This window comes from Paenibacillus ihuae (assembly GCF_001368795.1).
Taxonomy (GTDB): Bacteria; Bacillota; Bacilli; order Paenibacillales; family Paenibacillaceae; genus Paenibacillus_AQ; species Paenibacillus_AQ ihuae.
Window position 1 is genome coordinate 1,385 of sequence record NZ_LN831202.1, and the last position, 22,040, is coordinate 23,424.

19 protein-coding genes and 1 pseudogene are annotated in these 22,040 nt (G+C 52.7%); 4 read left to right on the forward strand and 16 right to left on the reverse strand.

Annotation, left to right across the window (positions count from 1 at the left end):
* The 8 genes and pseudogenes from AQR02_RS25830 to AQR02_RS25865 form a co-directional block, all read right to left on the reverse strand.
* Window positions 1-193: pseudogene (locus AQR02_RS25830) on the reverse strand (ABC transporter permease); the annotation flags it as partial.
* Window positions 190-1,113 (reverse strand): ABC transporter permease, encoded by a 924-nt coding sequence (locus AQR02_RS25835; RefSeq protein WP_054943397.1) that lies wholly within the window; start codon window positions 1,111-1,113, stop codon window positions 190-192. The gene AQR02_RS25835 and the pseudogene AQR02_RS25830, both read right to left, overlap by 4 nt.
* A gap of 9 nt (window positions 1,114-1,122) precedes the next feature.
* Window positions 1,123-2,232, reverse strand: coding sequence for an ABC transporter substrate-binding protein (locus AQR02_RS25840; protein WP_054943245.1), 1,110 nt, complete (start codon window positions 2,230-2,232; stop codon window positions 1,123-1,125).
* Between the two features lie 190 nt (window positions 2,233-2,422).
* Window positions 2,423-3,199 (reverse strand): ABC transporter permease, encoded by a 777-nt coding sequence (locus AQR02_RS25845; RefSeq protein WP_054943246.1) that lies wholly within the window; start codon window positions 3,197-3,199, stop codon window positions 2,423-2,425.
* Window positions 3,200-3,218: 19 nt separating this feature from the next.
* On the reverse strand, window positions 3,219-4,001 hold the full coding sequence (locus tag AQR02_RS25850; protein ID WP_054943247.1) for an ABC transporter ATP-binding protein: 783 nt from the start codon (window positions 3,999-4,001) through the stop codon (window positions 3,219-3,221).
* 164 nt (window positions 4,002-4,165) lie between these two features.
* On the reverse strand, window positions 4,166-5,194 hold the full coding sequence (locus AQR02_RS25855) for an ABC transporter substrate-binding protein (RefSeq protein ID WP_054943248.1): 1,029 nt from the start codon (window positions 5,192-5,194) through the stop codon (window positions 4,166-4,168).
* Between the two features lie 29 nt (window positions 5,195-5,223).
* Window positions 5,224-6,678, reverse strand: coding sequence for an aryl-sulfate sulfotransferase (locus AQR02_RS25860; protein ID WP_054943249.1), 1,455 nt, complete (start codon window positions 6,676-6,678; stop codon window positions 5,224-5,226).
* Between the two features lie 106 nt (window positions 6,679-6,784).
* Entirely contained in the window at window positions 6,785-7,327 is a 543-nt protein-coding gene (locus AQR02_RS25865; RefSeq protein ID WP_054943398.1) for a MarR family winged helix-turn-helix transcriptional regulator, read from the reverse strand.
* Between the two features lie 281 nt (window positions 7,328-7,608).
* Here AQR02_RS25865 and AQR02_RS25870 point away from each other — a divergent pair, with 281 nt between their 5' ends.
* Window positions 7,609-8,046, forward strand: a complete 438-nt coding sequence (locus tag AQR02_RS25870) for a DUF6376 family protein (RefSeq protein ID WP_054943250.1) — start codon at window positions 7,609-7,611, stop codon at window positions 8,044-8,046.
* A 72-nt stretch (window positions 8,047-8,118) separates the two neighbouring features.
* Here the strand turns inward: AQR02_RS25870 and AQR02_RS25875 are convergent, their stop codons facing one another.
* From AQR02_RS25875 to AQR02_RS25895, 6 genes are all read right to left on the reverse strand, one after another.
* The gene (locus AQR02_RS25875; protein WP_054943251.1) at window positions 8,119-9,237 is read right to left on the reverse strand and encodes a TolB family protein; all 1,119 of its coding nucleotides are present in this window, start codon (window positions 9,235-9,237) and stop codon (window positions 8,119-8,121) included.
* Window positions 9,238-9,341: 104 nt separating this feature from the next.
* Window positions 9,342-10,274 (reverse strand): sensor histidine kinase, encoded by a 933-nt coding sequence (locus AQR02_RS34910; RefSeq protein ID WP_245237745.1) that lies wholly within the window; start codon window positions 10,272-10,274, stop codon window positions 9,342-9,344.
* A gap of 14 nt (window positions 10,275-10,288) precedes the next feature.
* Window positions 10,289-10,807: a hypothetical protein gene (locus AQR02_RS34915; RefSeq protein ID WP_245237746.1), complete on the reverse strand. Its 519-nt coding sequence runs from the start codon at window positions 10,805-10,807 to the stop codon at window positions 10,289-10,291.
* The gene (locus tag AQR02_RS25885) at window positions 10,804-11,499 is read right to left on the reverse strand and encodes a response regulator transcription factor (protein ID WP_054943252.1); all 696 of its coding nucleotides are present in this window, start codon (window positions 11,497-11,499) and stop codon (window positions 10,804-10,806) included. The genes AQR02_RS34915 and AQR02_RS25885 overlap by 4 nt, the downstream gene beginning before the upstream one ends.
* 178 nt (window positions 11,500-11,677) lie before the next feature.
* Entirely contained in the window at window positions 11,678-14,374 is a 2,697-nt protein-coding gene (locus AQR02_RS25890; RefSeq protein WP_054943253.1) for an S-layer homology domain-containing protein, read from the reverse strand.
* A 209-nt stretch (window positions 14,375-14,583) separates the two neighbouring features.
* Window positions 14,584-17,559: a lamin tail domain-containing protein gene (locus AQR02_RS25895; RefSeq protein WP_159067846.1), complete on the reverse strand. Its 2,976-nt coding sequence runs from the start codon at window positions 17,557-17,559 to the stop codon at window positions 14,584-14,586.
* Window positions 17,560-17,809: 250 nt separating this feature from the next.
* Here AQR02_RS25895 and AQR02_RS25900 point away from each other — a divergent pair, with 250 nt between their 5' ends.
* Window positions 17,810-18,202: a hypothetical protein gene (locus tag AQR02_RS25900; protein ID WP_054943255.1), complete on the forward strand. Its 393-nt coding sequence runs from the start codon at window positions 17,810-17,812 to the stop codon at window positions 18,200-18,202.
* 78 nt (window positions 18,203-18,280) lie between these two features.
* On the opposite strand, the gene AQR02_RS25905 is transcribed toward AQR02_RS25900, so the two are convergent.
* Window positions 18,281-19,309: an AI-2E family transporter gene (locus AQR02_RS25905; RefSeq protein WP_054943256.1), complete on the reverse strand. Its 1,029-nt coding sequence runs from the start codon at window positions 19,307-19,309 to the stop codon at window positions 18,281-18,283.
* Window positions 19,310-19,521: 212 nt separating this feature from the next.
* On the opposite strand from AQR02_RS25905, the gene AQR02_RS25910 reads away from it, so the two are divergent.
* Window positions 19,522-20,361, forward strand: a complete 840-nt coding sequence (locus tag AQR02_RS25910; RefSeq protein ID WP_054943257.1) for an SDR family oxidoreductase — start codon at window positions 19,522-19,524, stop codon at window positions 20,359-20,361.
* Window positions 20,362-20,527: 166 nt separating this feature from the next.
* Here the strand turns inward: AQR02_RS25910 and AQR02_RS25915 are convergent, their stop codons facing one another.
* Entirely contained in the window at window positions 20,528-20,962 is a 435-nt protein-coding gene (locus tag AQR02_RS25915; protein ID WP_054943258.1) for a hypothetical protein, read from the reverse strand.
* Window positions 20,963-21,197: 235 nt separating this feature from the next.
* Between AQR02_RS25915 and AQR02_RS25920 the strand changes: the two genes are divergently transcribed.
* The coding region (locus AQR02_RS25920) for a glycosyltransferase family 2 protein (protein WP_425340030.1) at window positions 21,198-22,040 on the forward strand (843 nt) is incomplete at its 3' end.

Genomic DNA, 22,040 nt, shown 5'->3' on the forward strand with positions numbered 1-22,040 from the left:
ACAGCGCCTCCAGGAAGCGGATGTCCTTAAACATCTCGCCAAACCAGCTGAAGGTCCAAGCCTCAGGCAGCAGGGTGTTCTGCCAGTTCTCTGCGAATGCGCACAGTCCCGTCGCCAGCAGCGGCAGCAGCAAATAGACCATGAGCAGCAGCATAAACGTACGCGGGGCCAGCCCGCTTCGCCGTGTGTTCATTGTCCTGCCTCCTCCAGGGCCGCAGCCCGTACGCCTGCTGAGGCTTCTCTCCGCCAGATCCGTTTCCGGGGCGGTATGCTGACAAAACCTTCGGTAAGCCGGACCATCCGCTGATTGAGATAAACGGCCAGCAGCGTACTCAGAGCCAGCAGAACGGCCAGCGTGCTGCCCATCTGCGGCTGGGTCACCACATCTCCGGCAACCAGCGAGCCGATGCGGACGGCCAGCAGATTATAGTTGCCGCCGACCAGCGCATAGGCAGTCGCGTAAGCCCCCATCGCATTGGCGAAGAGGATGCCGAGTGTGCCGAAGACCGCCGGTGACAGCACCGGCAGGCCTACGGTTCTCCAAAATTGCCAGGAGCCTGCCCCCAGCAGGGCAGCCGCTTCCTTCCACTGCTCCCGGATGCCATAAAAAGCCGGATAGAGCAGCAGCAGAGCCAGCGGAATCTGGAAATAGACATAGACCAGGATCAGCCCGGACCAGCTGTAGAGGTTAAAGTCCGAGAATACGCTCCAGCCCCACTGCTTGAACAGCAGCGTAAAGACGCCATTGTTGCCGAGCAGAATAATATAGGCAAACGCAAGCGGCACTCCGGCAAAATTCGAGGTCATATTCGAGAGCATCAGCAGCCTATCCCGCACCGCCGGGGTAAACCGGGTGATGCAGTAGGCACACAGCAGGCCAGCCGCGATGCCGATCACACTGGAGGCGGCAGAGATCAGCAGGCTGTTCTTGATTGCCTGCATATAATAGGCGCTCTGCACAGCGTGAAGATAATTGCCCAGCGTAAACCCGGTTCCGTCCTCCCTGCGAAAGCTGCCTGTCAGCATGGACAACAGGGGAACTACCTGAAAGGCGAGCACCATCAGCACAAAAGGAAGCAGGGCCAGAATGACCCCGCGTTGTCTCTGTTTCATCTTCTTCATTTAGTTCAAATGCACAAGCACACGTTCCTGCCACAGCTGCGGAATGCTCTTCGCCGTTTCTTCCCATGCCTTGTAGTCACCGACCGGCTTAGCGTTGACATATTCCTCTTTCGGCAGCAGCTTAGCAGATACATCCTCCGGCAGCTTGACGCTGTCGCGGATCGGTCGGGCGTAGCCCTTGGCCAGATTAATCTGGCCCTCATCGCTGAGGATGTACTCACGGGTCAGCTTGGCGGCATTCGGATGGGGTGCCCATTTATTGATGATTGTGGCATAACCGCTCACGACACTGCCCTCCTTCGGAATAGCGACGTCAAAGCCGTCCTTGCCGATCTGATCCCGGTAATTCAGCGCATTGAAATCCCAGAGCAGCGTCATTTCCACTTCACCCTTCTCGATGTTGGCGAGTGAAGCCTCGGCATTGGAGAGCCGGCCTTTTTTAGCCAGATCCTCAAAAAAAGCAATTCCCGGCTCAATATTCGACTCATCTCCGCCAAAAGCAATTGCGGCAGCAAGCACGGCCATCTGGGACTGCGCTGCTTTCGTTACATCGCCGACGATGATTTTGTAGCTGCCGTTCTTCAGGTCCTCCCAGCTTTTCGGCGGATCAGCCACCAGCTTGGTGTTGGTCAGGAAGGCGATGCTGCCCTGGTAGCCGACAATCCAGTTTCCGTCCTTGTCCTTGGCCCAATCGGGAATCTCGTCCCAATAGGAGGTTTTATACGGCTGGGTTACCCCTTTATCCACCGCAACCGGTCCGAAGGCAATCCCAACATCCCCGATATCGGCTGTCGGCTTGTCCTTCTCTGCCTCGAACTTGGCAATTTCCTCTGCGCTCGACATATCTGTATCTGTATGTGTAATTCCATACTTCCCTGTAATATCAGTCCACGTATCCTTCCAGTTGGCCCAGGAATCCGGCATGCCTACGCTGACTACCGCACCCTCCGTTTTGGCGGCGGCTTCAATTTCGCTTAAGCTCAGCTCCGTTCCGGCAGAATTCCCGGTTTCATCAGCCTTGGCCTCCGAGTTGGAACAAGCGGCAAGCAAGAGGACGAGCAAGGACAACATCAGACCCATAGATAACTGCTGTTTGAATCTCTTTTTCATGATTTCCCGTTCACTCCTAAATTCTTATTTGCGGGCGTTCTCTCTGTTCCAAGCTATTCGCTGCCCAACTGAAGTATATGGGGCCAGTATTTGCCGGGCATTAAGTGAAATAGAAACATTTGTAAACAAAAAGAAACGGGTTAACTGTCCTTTTAGGGACAGCACCCGTTTCTGTGAGAGATGATTAAGATCAGCGCTTCCGCGCCGCCACACTAACTACACCATAGCGGTACAGCACCCTGCGGCCAAACCAGCCGAACACCCGGTCCGTGAAAAAACCCATGAATCCCAGGCAGAACAGCCCCACAAAAATCCAGTCCGTGCGGAAGAACAGGCGGGAGTTCCAGATCAGATAGCCCACGCCTTCATTCGAGGCAATCATCTCCGCGCCGATAATCGCCATGTAGGAGGTCCCCATCGCCAGCCGTATCCCGGTGAAAATATAAGGCGTTGTCGCCGGAACGATCACATGCAGCAGGATCTGCCATTCACTGGCCCCCATGCTGCGGGCGGAACGGATTTTGTCCTCCTCCACCGACATTACGCCGGTCAGCGTATTCAGCACCACGATGAAGAAAGTCGCGTACATGATCAGGGCGATTTTCGACTGCTCGCCGATGCCGAACCATACGAGGAACAGCGTAATGAAGGCAATCGGCGGAATAAAGCGGATAAAATTCAGAAACGGCTCGGCAAAAATCCGGATGATATTCACTTTGCCGATGATCAGCCCGACCGGAATTGCCAGCAGACTGCCCAGCACCCAGCCCACCAGCACCCGGTAAAAGCTGATCCCGATATACTGCATCAGGGTGCCGTCGCTCACCAGCTCCCGCCCGCCTTTTAGCGTAGCCCACGGACCGGGGATCACATCAGGCCCGTATATTGCGGCGCCCAGCTGCCAGATGCCCAGTGCGGCAATCCACAGCAGAGAGACGGAGACCCATTTTTTCTCCACCCATTTCATCAGGTGTCACCCCCTTATCCTATTCTTCGAAATGTCCTTGAATTTGGTTATAGAGCGAGTAGAATTCCGGTGAGGCTACATCCCGCGGAAACGGCAGCGCATTGTCATAAATATCAGTGATATTGGAGGAAGGACCTACGGACATAATGCCGATCCGCTCACCAAGCAGCAGCGCCTCTTGAATATCATGTGTTACGAAAATAACCGTCTTATGCGTTTCCCGCCAGATGTTGACCAGCTCCTTCTGCATCGTCCGCCGGGTCATCGCATCCAGGGCCCCGAAGGGTTCATCCATCAAAAGAATCGCCGGATCATTCGCCAGTACACGGGCCAGCTGCACCCGCTGCTTCATGCCTCCGGACAATTCCTTCGGAAACTTCTCCTCATGACCGTTCAGCCCGACAAGTCCGATGTAGCGGTCAGAGATCTTGCGGCGTTCCGTTTTGGGCGTCTTCTTCATCCGCAATCCGAATTCCACGTTCTCACGAACGGTCAGCCACGGGAACAGGGAGGAATCCGCCTGCTGGAACACCACTGCACGGTCTCTCCCCGGTCTGTCGATCTCAATATTATCCACCTTCAGATTGCCCCCGGATTTGGAGACAAACCCGGCGATCATATTCAGCAGTGTCGATTTCCCGCAGCCGCTCGGGCCGAGCAGAACGAAGAATTCACCGCCTCTGATCACAAGATTCACATCTTTGATAATGTAATGAACGTCTCCGGCTGTCTGCTCACTGTAGCTTTTCCGGAGCTTCTCAATCTGAATGGTGTGCTGGCTCTGACTCGCTAGTGTAGACATTTGGACACCTCCTAAAAGTTTTGTGTAGCGATACCTCATGAATTTGCTTCGTTCAAAACTCGCTTCGGAAGCATACGCTTAGTTTTGTGTAGCAACACTTCAATGATTAGATTTCGGACAAAACTTGCTTCGGAAGCATAAGCTTAGTTTTGTGTAGCGGCTAGTTATTCCCCGTAAGTCACTGTATCCGGCAGAACCTGCTTAAGCGGCTCCAGATTCAGTTTGCTCTCCAGATCAAAGTCCTTCTCGATAATACCCGCATCAATCATGTATTTCTTCTGGCCGGCCAGACTGTCGTAAGCAGCAGGAGTAAAGCCGATGATCCATGGATTTAGAGGCAGATCCTTCAGCGTATTCTCCTTCGGCTGCTTCACTTCCGCATACATGAGATCCGCAACTTCGTCAGGATGGGCCTGGGCGTAGGTGGAAGCCTCATTCACCGCAGCCAGGAATTCGCCGATGCCACCGGGATTCGCCTGGATGAACTCGTCTCCGCTCACAAGTCCCATGCCCAGCCGTACTGGGGTTTTGGACATATCACTCAGCTCATGCACCCCTTCCAGCGCAGCCAGCTTATCAACCAGCGCCGAACCGATCACCCAGGCTGCATCAATGTCACCCTGCTTCAGGGCAATAAAAGCTTCGTCAAAACCGCCCTGCCCTGTTAAGGTTACATCACTTAGCGCAATCCCCTGCTCCTTCAGGTACTCATCCCACAAATACGGGATAAAGGTCCCCCGGATAAAGCTGAGGTTCTTTCCCTTCAGATCAGCAGCAGACTGAATATTGTCCCTTACGTAGAGCTTCCAGGCCGCAGCAGCCTGGTCGGTAGCCTGGCCGGCCGAAGCGATAATCGAATAGCCGCCCTTGGACACCGCATTCAGCACCGGAAAGTCTGCACCGTATGCTACATCCACCTGTTTAATGAACAAGGCGTTAACCCCTTCCGCCGGCGAAGCGAAGGTGATGATTTCAGCGTCGATGCCATGATTTTTGAAAAAGCCTTTATCCGCCGCTACCCGGAATACCGGGTTAGTGTTGGTGTCGGCGATTTTGATCTTAAGTGTCTTGTGCTGATTACCCGCAGCCTCTCCAGAGGCGGCCGCGTCCCCCTTGGAACTGCAGCCCGACAGGATAACAACAAGTGATATAGATAAGAGCAGGAATGCTGAACCGTACCATGATTTTTTCAAGACGATGCACCTCTTCGTTTATTAGTGATCTAGCCTTTTTTCTGAAGAACGCCTTCTTCTGCTGTTGCCACACAAGCGGCCCCCTCCATGAACGGCAGAGTTGTGGCGACACTCACTATTGAATCCGATCCCTTGGGTGCGGCACCCGGTACTCTGAAGCTGGTTACATCAATGGGCTCAATCTCTGTTTCCTGCGGTTTCTCAAGCTGTGGTACCCAGCTGTAAGGCACACGGTAGGAGCGGTAGACCATGTTGGTGTTTCTGCCGTCTTTATAAGGGGAGATATACTCCCAGACAATTTCATGCTCTGCCGTAACCTCAAACAATCTGCCGTTTGAACCTTCTGTGATCAGTGTATTACCGTTGGCAAGGCGCTGGGCCGAGCTGATATAAGGACTGTAGAATTTATAGGAGTCAGTGGGTACAGAGAAGCCGGCTTCTGCCGAGGTGTACTGCCACTCAATATCGAAGGTGACCGGATTAATCTCCAGAACCCGCGAGTGGTCGCGCACGGCATTCTTCTGTCCGTAGGGGGACGCAGGGTTAGGTAATCCGTAACCGCCCCAGCCGCCGTTATCGAATACGAGCAGGTTGCCTTCGCCCGGCAGCCCTTTCGGAATAATGTGGGCATGATGCTGCCCGATAATCCAGCCGATATGCTTCACTTCAGGCAGGTTATAGTCGGGGCCGAGCCGCCAGACAATCGCGCCTGTTGCCCGGTCTGTAATCGCGATAATGTTCGCTTCACGGGCATCCCAGATAATGTTGTCCGGGTGGAAACGCGCATCCCCGTTATCGTAGAATTTGTTCGGTCCTACATAGGAAGCCGAGTTGATGTGCAGCCAGTCGCCGACGCCCCCGCCCAGATGGCCGAAGGAGCGTGTATTCGGATCACGGAATAATACATTGCGGGCCGCTTCATCAAATCCAAGCTCTGCAAAATGGTCGCTGGCTGCCCATTCCCAGATCACATTTCCCTCAAAATCCACTTCAAGAATCGTATCATCCAGCAGTTCCTTGTTGGAGATTTCGTGGTTGTGTAGGTTTTTGTGGGCCAGAATCAGCGTCTTGCCGCTGTTCACCTTAGGTTCAAGGCCCGGAGCATAATAGCCGACCGGATTGCCTTCCCGCTGATAGTCATGATGCTGGCGTGCATACCACAGCGGTTCGTAGCCGGGATCCTCGATGTGCTCATAACCGTTGAATTTCCAGACAATATTGCCGTTCCAATCCACCTGTACCAGATCGACATTATCCTGAATGCCGAACTTCGGATCCCTTCTGCCTGTACTACCCAGCACGTAGCCGCCCGGGAGGATTTTGGCAGGGAAGCTGAGCAGGCCCTTCCACAGATGCACCTCTTTACCGTTCATGTCGATCAGCACAACCCCTTCTTCACCTGCCTGATAGACGGTATAACCGCTCCATGCCTTGGCCGGGTTATACACCGTAGCTCCTGTCGGATAAATTGTTGAGTGTCCCATGATCATCTCTCCTCAAAGTTTTTGTGAGCATAGACTTCCTGAGTTAGCTTCGTACAAAAACTAGCTTCGGAAGCATACGCTTAAGTTTTTGTGAGCTCATTATTCGTTAATAGCTAAGATACTTGTTCTCTGACGCGGTTTTTCGCGGCTTCTGTTCAGGGCGGGTCGCAGCGGCTTCGGTATTGTGCCGGGCCAGCTCCAGCAGAGTATCCGAGAAGCCTTCCAGATTCCCGATAATCCGTTCATAGAAACGGCTCTGCTGCGCAAGCTCCTCCTCCGTGAAACCCTCGAACAGAAGCGTGATACATCGGGCTCCCACATTGCTGCTCTGCTGAACTAGCTCCCGCCCTTTTGCCGTAATATCCAGCAATACTGTCCTGCGGTCATCTTCCTTCCGCCGGCGTACCGTGTACCCGCCTTTTTCCAGCTTGTCGCTCAGTGCCGTGATGGCACCGGAAGTGAAATCGAGCTGCTCTGCCAGATCGCCGAGCCGCTGCTCGCCCTCGCGGATAATCTTGTTCAGGATCAGCATGCCCGGCAGGGCAATGCCTCCCACCTTCACCCGGTCACGCTCCTTCACGAATCTTCTTACCATCTTGCGGAAGAGCCAGTCCGCCTCCTCCAGGCGCTCCCACTTTTCATCTGTCATGCGCTCCCTGCCTTCCTCCATAGCCAACAAAAAAAGGCTCCCGGCACACTCCCTCCATAGGGTAGTATTGCGGGAGCCTTTGGCGGTCCAATCGGCTCAGGTAATTATTTCACTGTTCATTTAATTAGTGGTGAACTATTGGTGTAATCATATATCCCTTTAAACCCACCTGTCAAGTATGAATTTAGACAAAAGTTAATTTCCCGCAACCCGCTCTGTATACTTCCGTATGAACTAGAGTAAACCTGGCACATACGATAACTCAAGGAGGAGTGAAGCGAATGAAGAAATACAGTCTAAGTCTGCTGCTGTTCATCCTGCTCATTGTACCGGGCTGCGGGTTTGCAGAAAAGGTGGGGAATAGCGTCAGCTTCACCGCCGATACAGCTTCTTACATGCAGACGCTGACAGAATTCGGGCAGGATATGGATTCGCTGGCAGCCGATGCAGCCACAAATCCGCAGGCTAAGGAGGCATTGGTAGAAAGGCTGGCTGCTCTGAAGGAACAGATTTCCGGGTATGCCAATCTTCAGGTTCCGGAGTATGCGACGGATCTGCATCAATCCATTGTCAGCTACAACGAGAAGCTTCAGCAGGGTCTGGATCAAGCTTCAACTAATCTGGAGGAGGGCAAAGCAGCCTTCGAATCGACAGGGATTCCGGAAACGATCAGCCAGATCAACGAGCTTTTGAACCAGCTTAACCAGCTAATTCCTTAATAGCAGCATTAATAAACGCCCGGGATATGGCATCAGCAGCTGCCATATCCCGGGCGCTTTTTCTCTTATGCCTTACGACAGCCTAATCACATATGTCGTGATCTGAAAGGCGTTATCCTTCAGCACAGCCGATGAAGCCAGCAGCTTCTTGCCGGAAGGACTCCAGCGCAGCTGGTCGGCAATCTCAATATCTCCAAGCAGCGGGGTCTGCTCCCCGGTCTCAAGTGTGGTGATGAACACGCCATTCTGGTCATCTGCTGCATTCTCAGCGATTAACGAATACGCCAGCTTGCTGCCGTCCGGCGACCAGCTGGTTCCGAAGACCTGCTGGCCCGAGGCCAGCTCCGACTGCTCATTGCCTTCGCTGTCACAGAGTACCAGCACCATCTCTCCCGGCTTGGTCCGCTTCACAATGGCCAGCTTGCTGCCGTTAGGAGACGGAACGACCCAGGCCACACTCTTTTTCAGAACCTTGGTCTGCTTGTTCTCAGTGTCATAGGCGCTAAGCTGCATTTCCTCACCAGTCACATAGTAGATGATGTTCCCCGACTGCCCCACCTCATGTACATACGCTTCACCGGGCTTCACAACAGCCTCCTTCGCGCCCTGCACATCAGTCCTATAAATAGTGCCGTCCATACTCGGAAAAATCACATGCCCGTCGTCCGCCCACGCTCCTTCTTCCAGCCGGAACGGAGCTTCGTCCACCTTGATAGAGGCGCCTGTATCTAGATTCATGATGTAGCCGAGGCCCACCACATCCTCTGCTTCTTTGTACAGAATATGCTTCTTATCAGGGGACAGCTGAGCAGAGCCGTAATTCTTGTCCCCTTCCTGGAGCGCAGTTTCCTCCCCGGAGGAAAGGTTATGCAAATAGAGATTATGCGGATAACGTTCCGTGCCTTCAATCGTCTGCGGGGTAAGATTCCGGTTTTCTTTGTCCACCGCAATGACATCCTCACTGACCCAGTCCATGCCGCGCACACCTTCGATCTTGTCGATACCCTCCAGCTTCAGCTTGGTGTATACAGACTCGCTGGTATTGTCCATTACTGTAATTTGGGTACCCGACTTGTCAATGACCTGCCGCGACTCCGTATTCCCCGAACTGCATGCCGTAGTCAGCACAAGCGCTGTGCCCAGCACCACCTGACCCGCCCTGCGCAGCCTGCCGCCTGTTAGTATAATCATCATTACTTCCCCCTACAGTGTTATTGCTCCAATGCCCCAAGCTTACCGGAAGAGTATTTCTAAAACGCTGCATAATGTTTCCAACTTGTAAAGTTTATTAATCCTCACGCCATTACCGGAAAAGAAAGCTGGAACGCCGAGCCTTCGCCCTCTGTCTCCAGCAGGACAATGCTGCCGTTCTGCTTCTCGACCAGATTGCGCACCAGTGACAGCCCGAGACCGGTGCCTCCCGACGCCCGGGAGCGGTCGCGGTTAACCGTATAGAAGGGCTCGAAGATTTTGTCCCGCGCTTCCGCCGGGATGCCGATGCCGGTATCGCTGATCGTGATCCATACCCGACCCTTCCGGACCTCACTGCGCAGATGGACAGCCCCCTGCGGGACATTATATTTAATGGCATTATCGATCAGGTTGATGAAGATATGCATGAAGCTCTCTTTGTCGATCCAGATGTGCACAGGCTCCGCCTCCAGCGTAATCGTCAGGCCGAACCGCTCGGCCTTGCCGTTCATCCGGCCGCAGATATCCCGCAGCCCTTCGGCTACCTCAAACAACTCCGCCTGCGATTCGAAATCATATTTCTCCAGTGCGGTCAGCTGCAGCACCTTGTCCACCATCTCATACAGCCGGTCACTTTCCTTGGCGATATTGGTCTTGGCCTCCAGCAGCAGCTTGGGATCATCATCATACATGTTAAGCAGGTCCACATAGGCCTTGATCGAGGTCAGCGGTGTCTTGAATTCATGGCTGATATTGCCGATATACTGCTTCTGCTGCTGTTCCAGCGCCTGAAGCTTCGTCACGGCGAGCTGTAATTTACGCTGCTCCTCATCCTTTGCGGCAATACTGCGCTCAATCTCCTTACTCATAAAATATATCCCTTCGGCCAGCTCACCCAGCTCATCCCTCCGCGTAAGCGGCGGAGATGTGATATATTCGGTCCGGCGGATCGACTCTGCCGCCTTCTTCAAGCGGCTGATCGCAGAGGCGGCGCGGTTGAAATACAAATAACCGGTAATGAAGCTTAGCAGGAGCACCGCGGCTCCGGTCGTCAGGAACAGATTGCGGAGGGTCTGCTGGAAGCTTTGCGCACTCTCAGCGAATATTGCAGCTGCACTACCCCCATCTGCCCATCCGGGCCTTGAAGCGGAGCCAGATAGAGCAGCTTGTCGCCTGCATTCTGGTAAGCGATCTTGTTCTGCAGCGCATAGGCCAGTGCATCGGCGATAGCGGCACTTCCCTGTGCAGGCTCACGCTGCACCGAGGTCCCTGCCTGCTCACCTTGCACATCGTACAGCGTGACCTCAAGACCGGTAAAGCCGGCCAGCTCGGCCGCCAGCTCACGCCCGCGCCGCTGCAGAAATTGCTGCGGGGGAAGCCGGACTCCCGTGTAGTAGGTCTGCTTCACCCGTAGATTGACGGTTTTGACATGCTGGGCGAGCGAGGCCTCCGCCTGGGTCAGCTCATTGCGCTCTACGCCGCGAAGCACGAAATAGCTCAGCACACTGATAGCCAGGATCAGCAGCAGCCCCAGGAACAGGCTGAATTTCAGCTTGATGCTGACTCTCATGAGTAGCTCCCGGCCGGTACAGCTTTATACCCGACGCCATAAACCGTCTGCAGCATATTCTGATACGGCTCGCCGAGCTTTTTGCGCAGACGCTGGATGTGGATATCCACGGTGCGCGTGCCGCCGGCATAGTCCATCTCCCATACCTGCTCCAGCAGCTCTTCCCGCATATATACACGCTGCGGATGGGAGAGCAGAAGCAGCAGCAGATCAAATTCCTTCGGCGTCAGCTCCAGCTCCTCATCCCCAAGCTCGGCAGAGCGCCTGTCGGGGTACACGCGCAGCGCACCATACTCGATTACCTCACCGGCGGCTTCACCTGTCTTCTTCTCCAGCCTGCGCAGCAGCGCCTTGACACGGGCCAGCAGCTCACGGATTTCAAACGGCTTGGTCATGTAATCATCTGCCCCTAGCTCCAACCCGACAATTTTATCGACAATATCATTTTTGACTGTCAGCAGAATAATCCCTATATCATCCCGGTTCTCCAGCCGGCGGCATACATCATAGCCGCTCAGCTTCGGCATCATCACGTCCAGCACCAGCACATTCGGATGGAAGGTCAGCACCTTGGAGAGCGCTTCCTCCCCGTCAGCGGCCGTATCCACCTCATAGCCTTCACGCCGCAGCGCATAGGCAATTGCACTGGAAATGCTCTGTTCGTCATCAACAACCAGTACTTTTTTATTCATCGGCGGTTCACCTTCTTCACCAGTAATTCACTACCTGAGCCTTTTAGGCATCCTATTGCTAGTATACCGTTGTTTAGCCACCGGACAAACCTTCAGAACCTGCCGGAACAGTTGCGGCCCAGGATACAGACGGCAAAAAACAGACCGGAGTCTCCTCCGGCCTGCTTACACCCCAAGCTTAATTTCCTAATAAACTGTATACCAGCTTCGCAGTTTCCGCCCGCGTAATCTTACCCTGCGGATCAAACCGGTTGCCGTTCTTGCCGTTGATCAGGCCCTTGGCCTGCAGTTCGCTCACCGCATCCTTTGCCCATGCGGAGATGCTGCCATCATCTGCGAATTTCACACCTGCAGCGGCAGTGTCCCGGGATGATGCACCGTTCTTATATTGCAGCAGTCTGCTCATCACAAGTGCCGCTTCTTCGCGTGTAATTGTGTCCTTCGGACGGAAGCTGCCTCCGTTGCCTTCCATAATTCCAAGCTCTGACATCTTCGCTACAGCTTGGGCATAATATGCGCCTTCCTGCACATCGGTAAAAGCACTAGCCCCCGCAGTGAGGGATGCACCTTCCAGTCCCATAACACGCATGGCCAGCACAGCAAAGTCCGCGCGCGTTACATTCGTCAGCGGTCCGAAGTGGTTCTCATCCACGCCCATGATCATGTGCTTGGCAGCCAGCTTTGTAATAAAGCTCTCGGCCCAGCTTCCGCTCACATCGCTGAATTGCTTGTGGTATTCCATTACCGCATAAGTTGAGAAGTGATCGGTCGTAAAGCTGACGGTGTTATTCTGAAATACCCCGCCCATATACTGTAGGCGGCTTCCGTCAATATAATAAACACCGGCATAATCCTGATTGACAGCCGCAAGCTGGGCTGACGTTAGCGTCAAGGCTACAGTTACTTTTCCCCTGAGCTGGTGAACCGTTGTTTCCTGACCTCTCACTGATGCTCTAAGCTCCACAGTGACGGCTGCCTTCGGCTGGCTCATCCCGTTAGCGGAACTGCTGCTTGTCTGGATTGCCTGCTCAATCTGTGATGTCAGCGCAGTATTAATAATCAGCTGCAGCTGATCACTGCCTGCCGGAATTTCCGGCAGCGATGAAGCCGGAACCGTCAGCTGGAATCCGGAGCCGATAACCTTCAATGCCTTCCCGCTGTCTGCGGCCTGCTTCACCCCTGCTGCATCCAGTACCAGCTGGATAGCCGCCTGGCCTGCAGCCCCATCGTTCAACCGAATCTGTACCGCTGCATCAGCTGATTCCTCAATCGCCTTCTGGAAATCGGCCAAGCTTGCGTTGTAGCTGCCATCGCTGCCTTTATTCAGCAGGATGCTGCCTTTATCCGCTGCAGCGCCTGCTGCCGGGCTTGGTGAAGCTGAGGCCGACGGTGCAGAGCCCGAACCCGGAATTGAAACCGGTGTGGGTGATGGCGTTACCTCTGGTGATGGTGAAGGCGTTCCCCCCGGTGCCGGGGTTGGCGTTGGCGTTGGCGTCGTTGTTGGTGTTACGTCCTCTTTTCCAGTGTAGAACCCCCAGATATCAGACAGCACACTGCCTGTATTCTCGTCTTCCACCTTGGTATACCACTGATAATAGCTATCCGGTTTCAGCTTGCTCCAGGTTGCCTTCACTTCCGAACCGCTGGCTACTCCAGCCTTCGCGGCAATCTCCTGGTCACTGTACACCTTCACGCCGATATAATCAGTCGCCACACGTTTGGTCACCGGCTGCAGATCCAGATCAAGCGTGAACTCATCTTTGCCGGGATATTCATTCTCATTGTAATAATTATAATCATCCAGGTACGGAGAGTAGGTCTTCACATGCAGCTGATTGTTCGCTATATCAAACTGAAGCAGCCGGATATATCCAAGACCGCCTTCAGCAGCCCCCTGGTAATCAGCCAGCATTTGATACACCTTGCGGTCGGCAACGCCGTCGCCATTGTCATCCAGCTGATCTACTTTTAGCTCGGCATCATGATAGTGTCCGGACAACGCTGCAAATACGTTCTTATTCGGCTTCACTACCTCTTCAAAAATCTTATCGGCGATTGGTGCGCGGTTGTTGGATACAAGCATGTATTCATGCAGGCACAGAATCGCTTTGCGCTCAGGATAACGGGCAACTACCTCGTTCATCCACTGAATTTCCTGGTCAGCCAATCCCCAGCCCATATAAACAATAATGAAATCATTGCCGTTCGCAGAAACGAGATCATAGTGCCCGCGGTTATTGTCGTAGGATCCCCCATAGATAGGGAGGTTCTTGAAACGCCATTCGCCAAAATACTCCCAGAATTTCGTATAATCGCCGTTCTGGTGACCAACATCATGATTGCCCGCAAGCACGCCGTAAGGAATTCCTGCATCCTCCAGCACCTTCATGTCCATGTCGGCCTCTTGCCATTCATATTCCTGATAGGATTTATCGACCACATCGCCGGTATGAATAACATATTTAAGGTTCAGGCTGTCTTTGTTGTCGGCAATCCACTGTACATTTTTACGGTAAATGTAAGGGTAGCTCTGCGAATAATATTGGGTATCGGACATCCATACAAAAGAGAAGTCATACGTGTCCTGAGTAACTGTTGCTGCCGGCACAGCAGAGATCTCATCCTGCACCATAACGGCAATCTTGCCGCCTTCGGCATATTCTCCGGCGGCTACTGTAGCTTTGAGTTCAAAGTCATCCGCAGCCGCAATCTTGTGATCCAGCAGGACCCAGTTCTGCAGCGCAGGGCTCCAGGCATACAGACTGACTTTCCGGCCCGGCAGAGAGTTACCCTTCCATTCAAGGTCCACACGGTCTGCAGCTTTTACGGATTCATCCAGTTTGATTTCATAACGCTGATACGGGAACTGCTCCACCGCATCATTGACCAGATAATTCCCGTCAACGGAACTGATTTTGCTATACTCTTCAGCAGTGAGCGCCTGTTCACCGGCAGGAACCGGCTGCTTAGGCGGCTCTGTGTCGGAAGCATTCTTAAAGCCAGCGAAGCCTTGCTCCGGATGGTTGGCATCATACTTGTACCCTTGGAAGAACTTAACGTTCAGCTTGTCACCCGTCGGGTCTTCTACCTTGACGGCCAGGCCCGGGTTAGTGCCGATGCTGCTTGCCCCATTGGCGGGTGCAACCAGCTGCGGCGCAAGCGGGTTCTCTTCAGGAACCTCGAAGGCAATCTGCTTCTCTGCCTTGTTGCCGACCTTATCGGTCGCCGTGATGGACAGATGATGGGTTCCCCCCGCAGCTTCCCGGATGAGGTGACATAAGGCAGTTCAATCTGCTTGTCATCCAGCTTCACGCTGACCTGATCCACACCGGCGTACACATCATCGATGGCAGCGTTAATCTTGAAATTGCCTCGGTAGGTCTTTCCTTCTTCAAGGTTCGGCTGGATAGACGGAGCAGTATTGTCCACAATGACCTTGGACTTCACTTGCCCGGACCCCAATACAAGCCCAATGGTGTGCGGCCCGTCCTGCACTGTTGTCGTATCCCAGTTGAAGGTCTTGGCACGCAGCAGCTCCGGCTTCAGTTCAAAGCGGAAGCCAATGGAGGGCAGCTTGCCCGTACTGTCGCCCATCTTGATTTCTTTATCGCGCCCGCTGTATGAAGGGTCCCATATCTCCGTTCCGTCAGCCAGCAATAGACGGACATTCTTGACCTCGAAGTCGTCTTTGTTCTCTTCCGGCCGCGGATCAAACGGAGAGGATTTAGATCCTGCACGGATGTAGATCACATTGTCCGCACCAGCCTGCAGTCTGTCAGCAGAAATCGGGAAGGACAGTGTTGTATAAGAGGTAATAGGGTCCAAAAACGTATACAAAATGCTCTGATCCCCTAATTCCTCAGGTCCCATCGTAACAGCGTTTTTGAAATAGTAATCAACATTCTTTGCTTCAAATACAAAGTAAGCATCATTCTCAAGCGTGCTATACGTCTGCTGGGAATCCATCACCTTGCCGTCAATGCTTAAGCCCAGCTCAGCGGCAGAGGCGTTTGCGGAGGTTCCCTTTACAGTAACGGCACCATGCAGCAGCGCATCATCCTTAACATTTAAACGCAGCGCCGACTGATCCGGCCCGCCGGTGACAGCCACCTTCATTTCTGGTGTTTCTGTCTCCTGTGTTCCGTCAGAAACTACAAAATAATACCGGATCTCATTTCTGCCGATCAAATCAGCGGAGGTTAATTTGAAATGGTACAGGTTATCATTGTAGTCCTGGGCCAGGTTATGGCTAACATAGTCCGGTTGCTTATCTGAGGCCACTCTCACTTCCACAGATGTAATTTCCATATTGTCATCGACAAATGCCCTAAGATCAAGGCTTGCCGATTGATCCACCTCGGTTACCCCGGTGAGGTCATTCACTGTAGGCGCTTCGTTATCCGGTTCGATATGAACCGGTATGCCAGGAACCTGCGCTGGCTCCGTAGTGCCCGGGGACGGAGCAGCCGCCCCGGAGCTGATCTTCAGCATTCTGCTGGAGCCATTCGCGGGATATTTATACAGCAGCGCTTTGTTTTCCTTGGTTTCGTCACCTTTAGTCCCGCCATTATAAATGGTGTCAGCATCATAATAAGCTGCGGAAATTTCCTTCTCCGTGTTGCTCTTGATGACGATCGCCCGGCGGCCGGAGTTGGCCATACCGTTACTTTTGATGAGGAAGAGATTTGTGCCTTCTACCAGACTTGTATTAAAAGCCGCATTAAAGTCGCTTGCCTTATAGCCGGCATTAGCACTGTTAATGACCCAGAATACTACCGACTGCTGCGCCGGAATCAGGAAGCTCTCCTGCGTGGACGGCCATTTCACATCCGCCGAAGCTCCTTTGTCGGTATCGCGGTAGAACAGCTTGTAGTTCTTGAAATCAAGCGGTTGGTCCGTATTGTTGTAAACCTCGATAAACTCAAAGGCGTCGCTGGAGGTTCCTGCTACGTTGGTGGAGTTGGGCAGCAGCTCCGTCACGAGCAGAGGCGGCACCGCCGCAGGATCGAATTCCGGCAGATTCACGTGTACCGAATAGCTCTCGGTGACATTCTTCACCCGGATGCTGTAGTTCAGCTCGGGTTCTTCCAGTGCCGCTGCCGGAATGACAGCAGAATAGTCCCCGCCGCCTGCCGGAGTCATGGCGATAACCGTATCCCGGAGCTGCGAAGAGGTACGGTACAGCAGCTCTACTGCGGGAGGCGTTTCCTGCGGCAGATTGGTAACCGCCGCATGAATGACGAGATCCGCCGGATCGGTACTGGCCACCGGAGTGTGGATAATCTCCGGTGACTTATCGGCAGGTACCGGAACCGGCACCTGCGCCGCTGTTACGGTTCCCGGTGTAGCTATATTCGTGCCGGCTTCGGCCATCGGTACCATTTCTGTACCCCCGGCTTCCGGATACTGGTAGACAATCCCGTTATTCTCCTTCACCTGATCCTTGGTGTAGGAAGCAGAACTAATCAGCGTATCCCCGGATTTACTTTTGATTTGCAGGTTGCGGGAGGAAGTGTTCGCCATGCCCCCTCCTCCGCTAATCCGGAAGAGGTTCACTCCCTCCTGCAGAGAAGCTGCTGGGGCAAAGTTAGCGATGAAACTCTCCGCAGTCGCCTCCTGGTTGGAACCGTTCATAATCCAGAACACAATATTCCCGCGGGCTGGAATAACCGCATCTCCGCCCGTAGTCCAAGTATCCCTGCCGTAATAATAGAAGTAGTAATCATTGAAACTAACCGGAGCATCGGTATTATTGTAGACCTCTACGAATTCATAACCATCGGCACCGCCTATGTTTTTCGTGTCTGGAACAAGCTCTGTAATGAGCAGAGCTCCCGCCTGGGCTGGTGCAGTATAGACAGCGGCTGTAACCGATTCCGCAGTATACTGTGCTTCCGGTTGCATTACTTCGTTCAAGGCCGATACAAGCTTGGATGATGATGTCTGCTGTAAATCCGGCGAAATCTCCTGGGCATATCCTCCAGGAACCATGACCCCAAGCATGAGACTGCTTGCAATCAAACCGGAAAACAAGCGTTTACCTCTGGTTGTAACTCTCAACTTTCGAACACTCCCCATATGTACAAATTTGCTTTCCATGCATAAACATGCAAGTAATTAGCCATTTCTTGAGTATACGGAGAGTCTGTCAGCCCACTGTCAGGCCAACGTAAAACTTAAGGTATTATTTAATTAAATTTAAGGTTGCTATCAGCTTGGTAATTTACAATAGGATTAGAGAAAATCCTACAATGACTACTACACCCCTTGATTGATACACAATATTAGCACACGAAAAGAGGATATTTACATGAACATAAAACGAGTGATGATTGTAGGGACCATGATTGTAGCTATGTCTTTCGGAGGAACAGCCTGGGGCAAAACTGCCGCCATCACCTCTCCGGTAGCGAAATGGTCTACTTCTGCGGCTGTGGCAGACAAGGACGAACTGCTTGAAGCACTGAACCAGTCCTCCGATGAAGAGCTGTACGAGGCTCTTTACGACGGTAAGTCCCTGAAGGACATTGCCGCAGAAAACGGCGGGAATATCCATAAGGTTATCAACCTCCAGGTCGCACAGCTGACTCAGCAGCTGGATTCGCGGCTGGCCAGCGGCAGCATTACAAGAGAACAATACGCAGCGCAAAAAGCCGAGGTAAGAGAGCTTGTGACCCAGAGTGTCACTACCACGTTCGGCTGATTGCAGAATACTTAGATTATGAAAAAGGCAGCCCGCTGGCAAATGCGGGCTGCCTCTCTTTTATGAACGGAATTCCGGCTATTTGCCAGGTTCATCACGGGTAATTTCAAGGATATCCAAGAAGAATACAAAGATCGGAATCCCGAGAATAAGTCCCCATACGCCAATATAGTGCTCGGAGAACAGCAGCACGATAAAGGTGTAGAACATCGGCAAGTTCATCTTCGAGGACATCAGCTTCGGATTCAGGAAATAGCCCTCCATGAAATGCAGCACGGCAATCATCGCGAGTACATAGACCGTCATTTCCAGCCCGCCGATGTTATAGCCGATAATGCAGAGCGGAACCAGCGAGATGACGAAGCCGACCACCGGAATCAGGCTGAGCAGGAAGATCATCACGGATAGCGCGAACAGATAAGGGAACGGTTCAAAAAAGAAGCCGAGTATCCATAACCCGATCACGGTAAAGAACGTATTGAACAGCGCGATCAGAATCTGCGCTTCAATGACCTTGCCGAAGGAGGAAATGAATTTTTTGCCGAAATACTCAAGCTCTACGTAGAACCAGGAAATCTTGCTCTCTCTCAGGCGGGAAGTAAAGCTGACGATGCGGCCCTTTTCCAGGATGAAAACAAAGCTCAGAATGGTGGATAATACGAAGGTGGTGCCCCAGTTGCTGATTTTGAACACATAATCAATACCGCCCTTTAGATAAGACTGATAGTTCAAATCCTTGAGCATGCCGAATAAGTATTGGGTAATCTCATTTTGCGGGATGTCTTCAGAAGTTAAATTCGATAAATAGGTGGTTAATTGCTTGACTTGCTCGAACACTTTGGGCAGATATTTAACCAGGGCAAGTACGATCATGGTGATGAGGGCCAGGTACAACACGATAATTATGACCTTGCTGTTCACCCGGATATACTTGCTGATCCGCTTCGTCAGCAGAACCTGAAAACTGTTCATCACGTAAGCAATCAAAAATGTCAGGAGCACTAAATTCAGCATGTCTCTGATACTGTAGAGCAGCAGTCCGATCAGCACCAGAATTCCAAAGCGCCGGATCGTTAAATTTGCATAATAACGCTTAAACACTTCCATTGTTCCTCTCCATTCGCTTACTACTATAGACTTAATTATAGTCTACAGTAATGAAAACTTTGATACAACTTAACCAGGCCGTAAAAATAGGCGAAAATGCGGACTTTATGTCGGATTCAAGAGAGATGCATCCGGTAGATGCTATAATGTGTAGACTATCTTTTAAAAATTCCTGATTTATCCAACATCAAATTCATTGGAGGTTGCATTTAATGAGCAAAATCATCTGCATTACCGGCGCCTCTTCCGGAATCGGCCTGGCATCGGCTCTGAAATTCGCCCGTGAAGGCTGGACTGTATACGCCGGCACGCGGAATCTGGCACGCGACCAGGAACTGTACCGCGAAGCAGGCAATCTGCATTTCGTCCATCTCGAAGTCACAGATCCGGATAGCATTCAGCTTGTGATCGACGAAATCAGCCGTAAGCACGGCTCGCTGGACGTACTGTTCTGCAATGCAGGGTTCGGCTACCTCCGCGCACTTGGACAAGCGCCGGTGGAAGATATCCACCGTGTCTTCGATACCAACGTATACGGCGTAATGCATACAATCCGGGCTGCACTGCCCTTGCTGCGTAAGAGCGGGTACGGTCATATCGTAGCCACTTCAAGCGTAGGCGGACTAGTTGGGCAGCCGATGAATGAAATATACTGCGCCAGCAAATTTGCGGTGGAAGGCCTGCTGGAAAGTCTGGCTACCTATTACAAACCGCAATTCAACATCGACGTGACTTTGCTGGAGGCGGGGGCGATTGCCACAGAATTCAACAAAACCGTGCTGGGGCATGTAGAAGGCACCGGCGGGATTCTGGAGGACGAATACAAGCCGGTAATTGATGCTTACACCGCAACCTTTCTGCAGCGGAATGTAGAACCCCAGACAGCAGAGTCCGTAGCCGACGTCATGTGGGAACTGGTGCATATGGAGACCAAGCCGCTACGTATCCGCACCTCGGAGCGGGCAGAAGCTTTTGTATCCCACAAAGTGAGTACCGACCCTACCGGCCTGGAAGGCGTACTCAGCACCCGCAAAATCCAGCTGAATATGTAAGGAAAGAACGGGCGCAGGATTCCTCCTTATCCTATTTCATGCTTCTTATCATACGTTTATCCCTGTTCCCGCGTTTCAGCCACTGAATAATAAGTTTGCAACCCCATCTGCCCAAAAAATTGCCCCCCGGACATATCGCCGGGGGGCAATTATTTTATCGTGCGGCTTACCGCTGGATCGGTTCAATCCGGTAGACTCCAGACTCCGTTCCCCCGCTGATCACCCAGCCAAAGGACAGAACGTCTTCCAGACGTTGTTTCTCGTCTGCCGTTAAAGACACCTCAACCGCTTCTTTGCCTTCCTCCAGCTCCAGCTGCGGCTCTATGCCGAGGGCGACAGAGATCCAGCTGCGGATGCCGCGGATCGTATTGTATTTAATCTGGTAGCCTTCCGTTACAGCCTGGCGGTATTCTTCCGGCTTCTCTGCTGCCAGAGCAGCGAGCTGTTGATAATCAAATTCGAACGGACTGTTGTCCACCGGCAGTTCTCCGGCAGAGGTAATTGCCAGCAGTTCTTCATTCGTCCAGCCCAGCCCCCGCAGTGACTCCAATAACAGCGCATCCCATTGTGATAATCTAACCCTATTCACTGTTTCTGACATGTTCTACAACCTCCCGCTTATTGCGCTGCCTCGAGCATAATTTTGAACTATATAGCGGAATACCCGGAATTACAATGAATGTTTTTTTCAAATCTGTAACTTAGAGGAAATTAGCAAAATTAGGGCTAGTCCCGTACGTCTCTAAATATATTGAATATATATAACTCATATCATCTATTTGTGAATGCAAGGGGATGTTCTATACCATGATAACCCTGTTCAGGAGGGTTCGGCTATGAGCGAGACTAAGACCCGGGTGCTGGTTGGCAGCCCGATTCACCAAAAACCGCAAATCCTGCATGAGTTCCTGAATTCACTGCTGCGCCTGCGGCGTGACGGAGTGACACTGGATTTCTATTTTATCGATGACAATGAGGATGATGCCGCAAGTGAGCTGCTCCGGAGGTTCGACCCGGACGGCAGCGAGGTCTTCCACCAGTCCTCCGGCTTCCATGATGCGTATATCCGCAATGATACCACTCATTTCTGGAATTCCGACCTGGTCTGGAAAGTGGCCGGCTTCAAAAATCTGATGATCCGCCGGGCAGAGGCCTTTGGCTATGATCATCTGTTCCTGATTGATTCCGACCTAATCCTCCATCCTGATACACTGCATCACCTGATCCGGACGGAGAAAGATATCATTTCGGAGATATTCTGGACCCAGTGGCAGCCCGGCACCTTACTGCAGCCGCAGGTCTGGATGCATGATGAATACAACCAGTGGGAGATTCTCCCTGGGGAAAAGGTAGGTCCGGAGGAGATCAACCGCAGATTCCAGCTATTCCTGTCCAGGCTCCAGCAGCCGGGAATTTATGAAGTAGGCGGACTCGGTGCATGCACCCTGATCAGCCGCCGGGCCATCGAGTCAGGAGTCAGCTATGACAGGATTCCGAATATTTCCTACTGGGGAGAAGACCGCCACTTCTGTATCCGTGCCGCTGCCCTTGGCATTCCGCTCTATGTGGATACTCATTATCCGGCCCTGCATCTGTACCGGGACAGCGACCTGGCCAAGGTCACAGACTACATCCGGCTTACAACCGCAGAGGTGACGGCGGGCGGGTCAGAGTCCGGG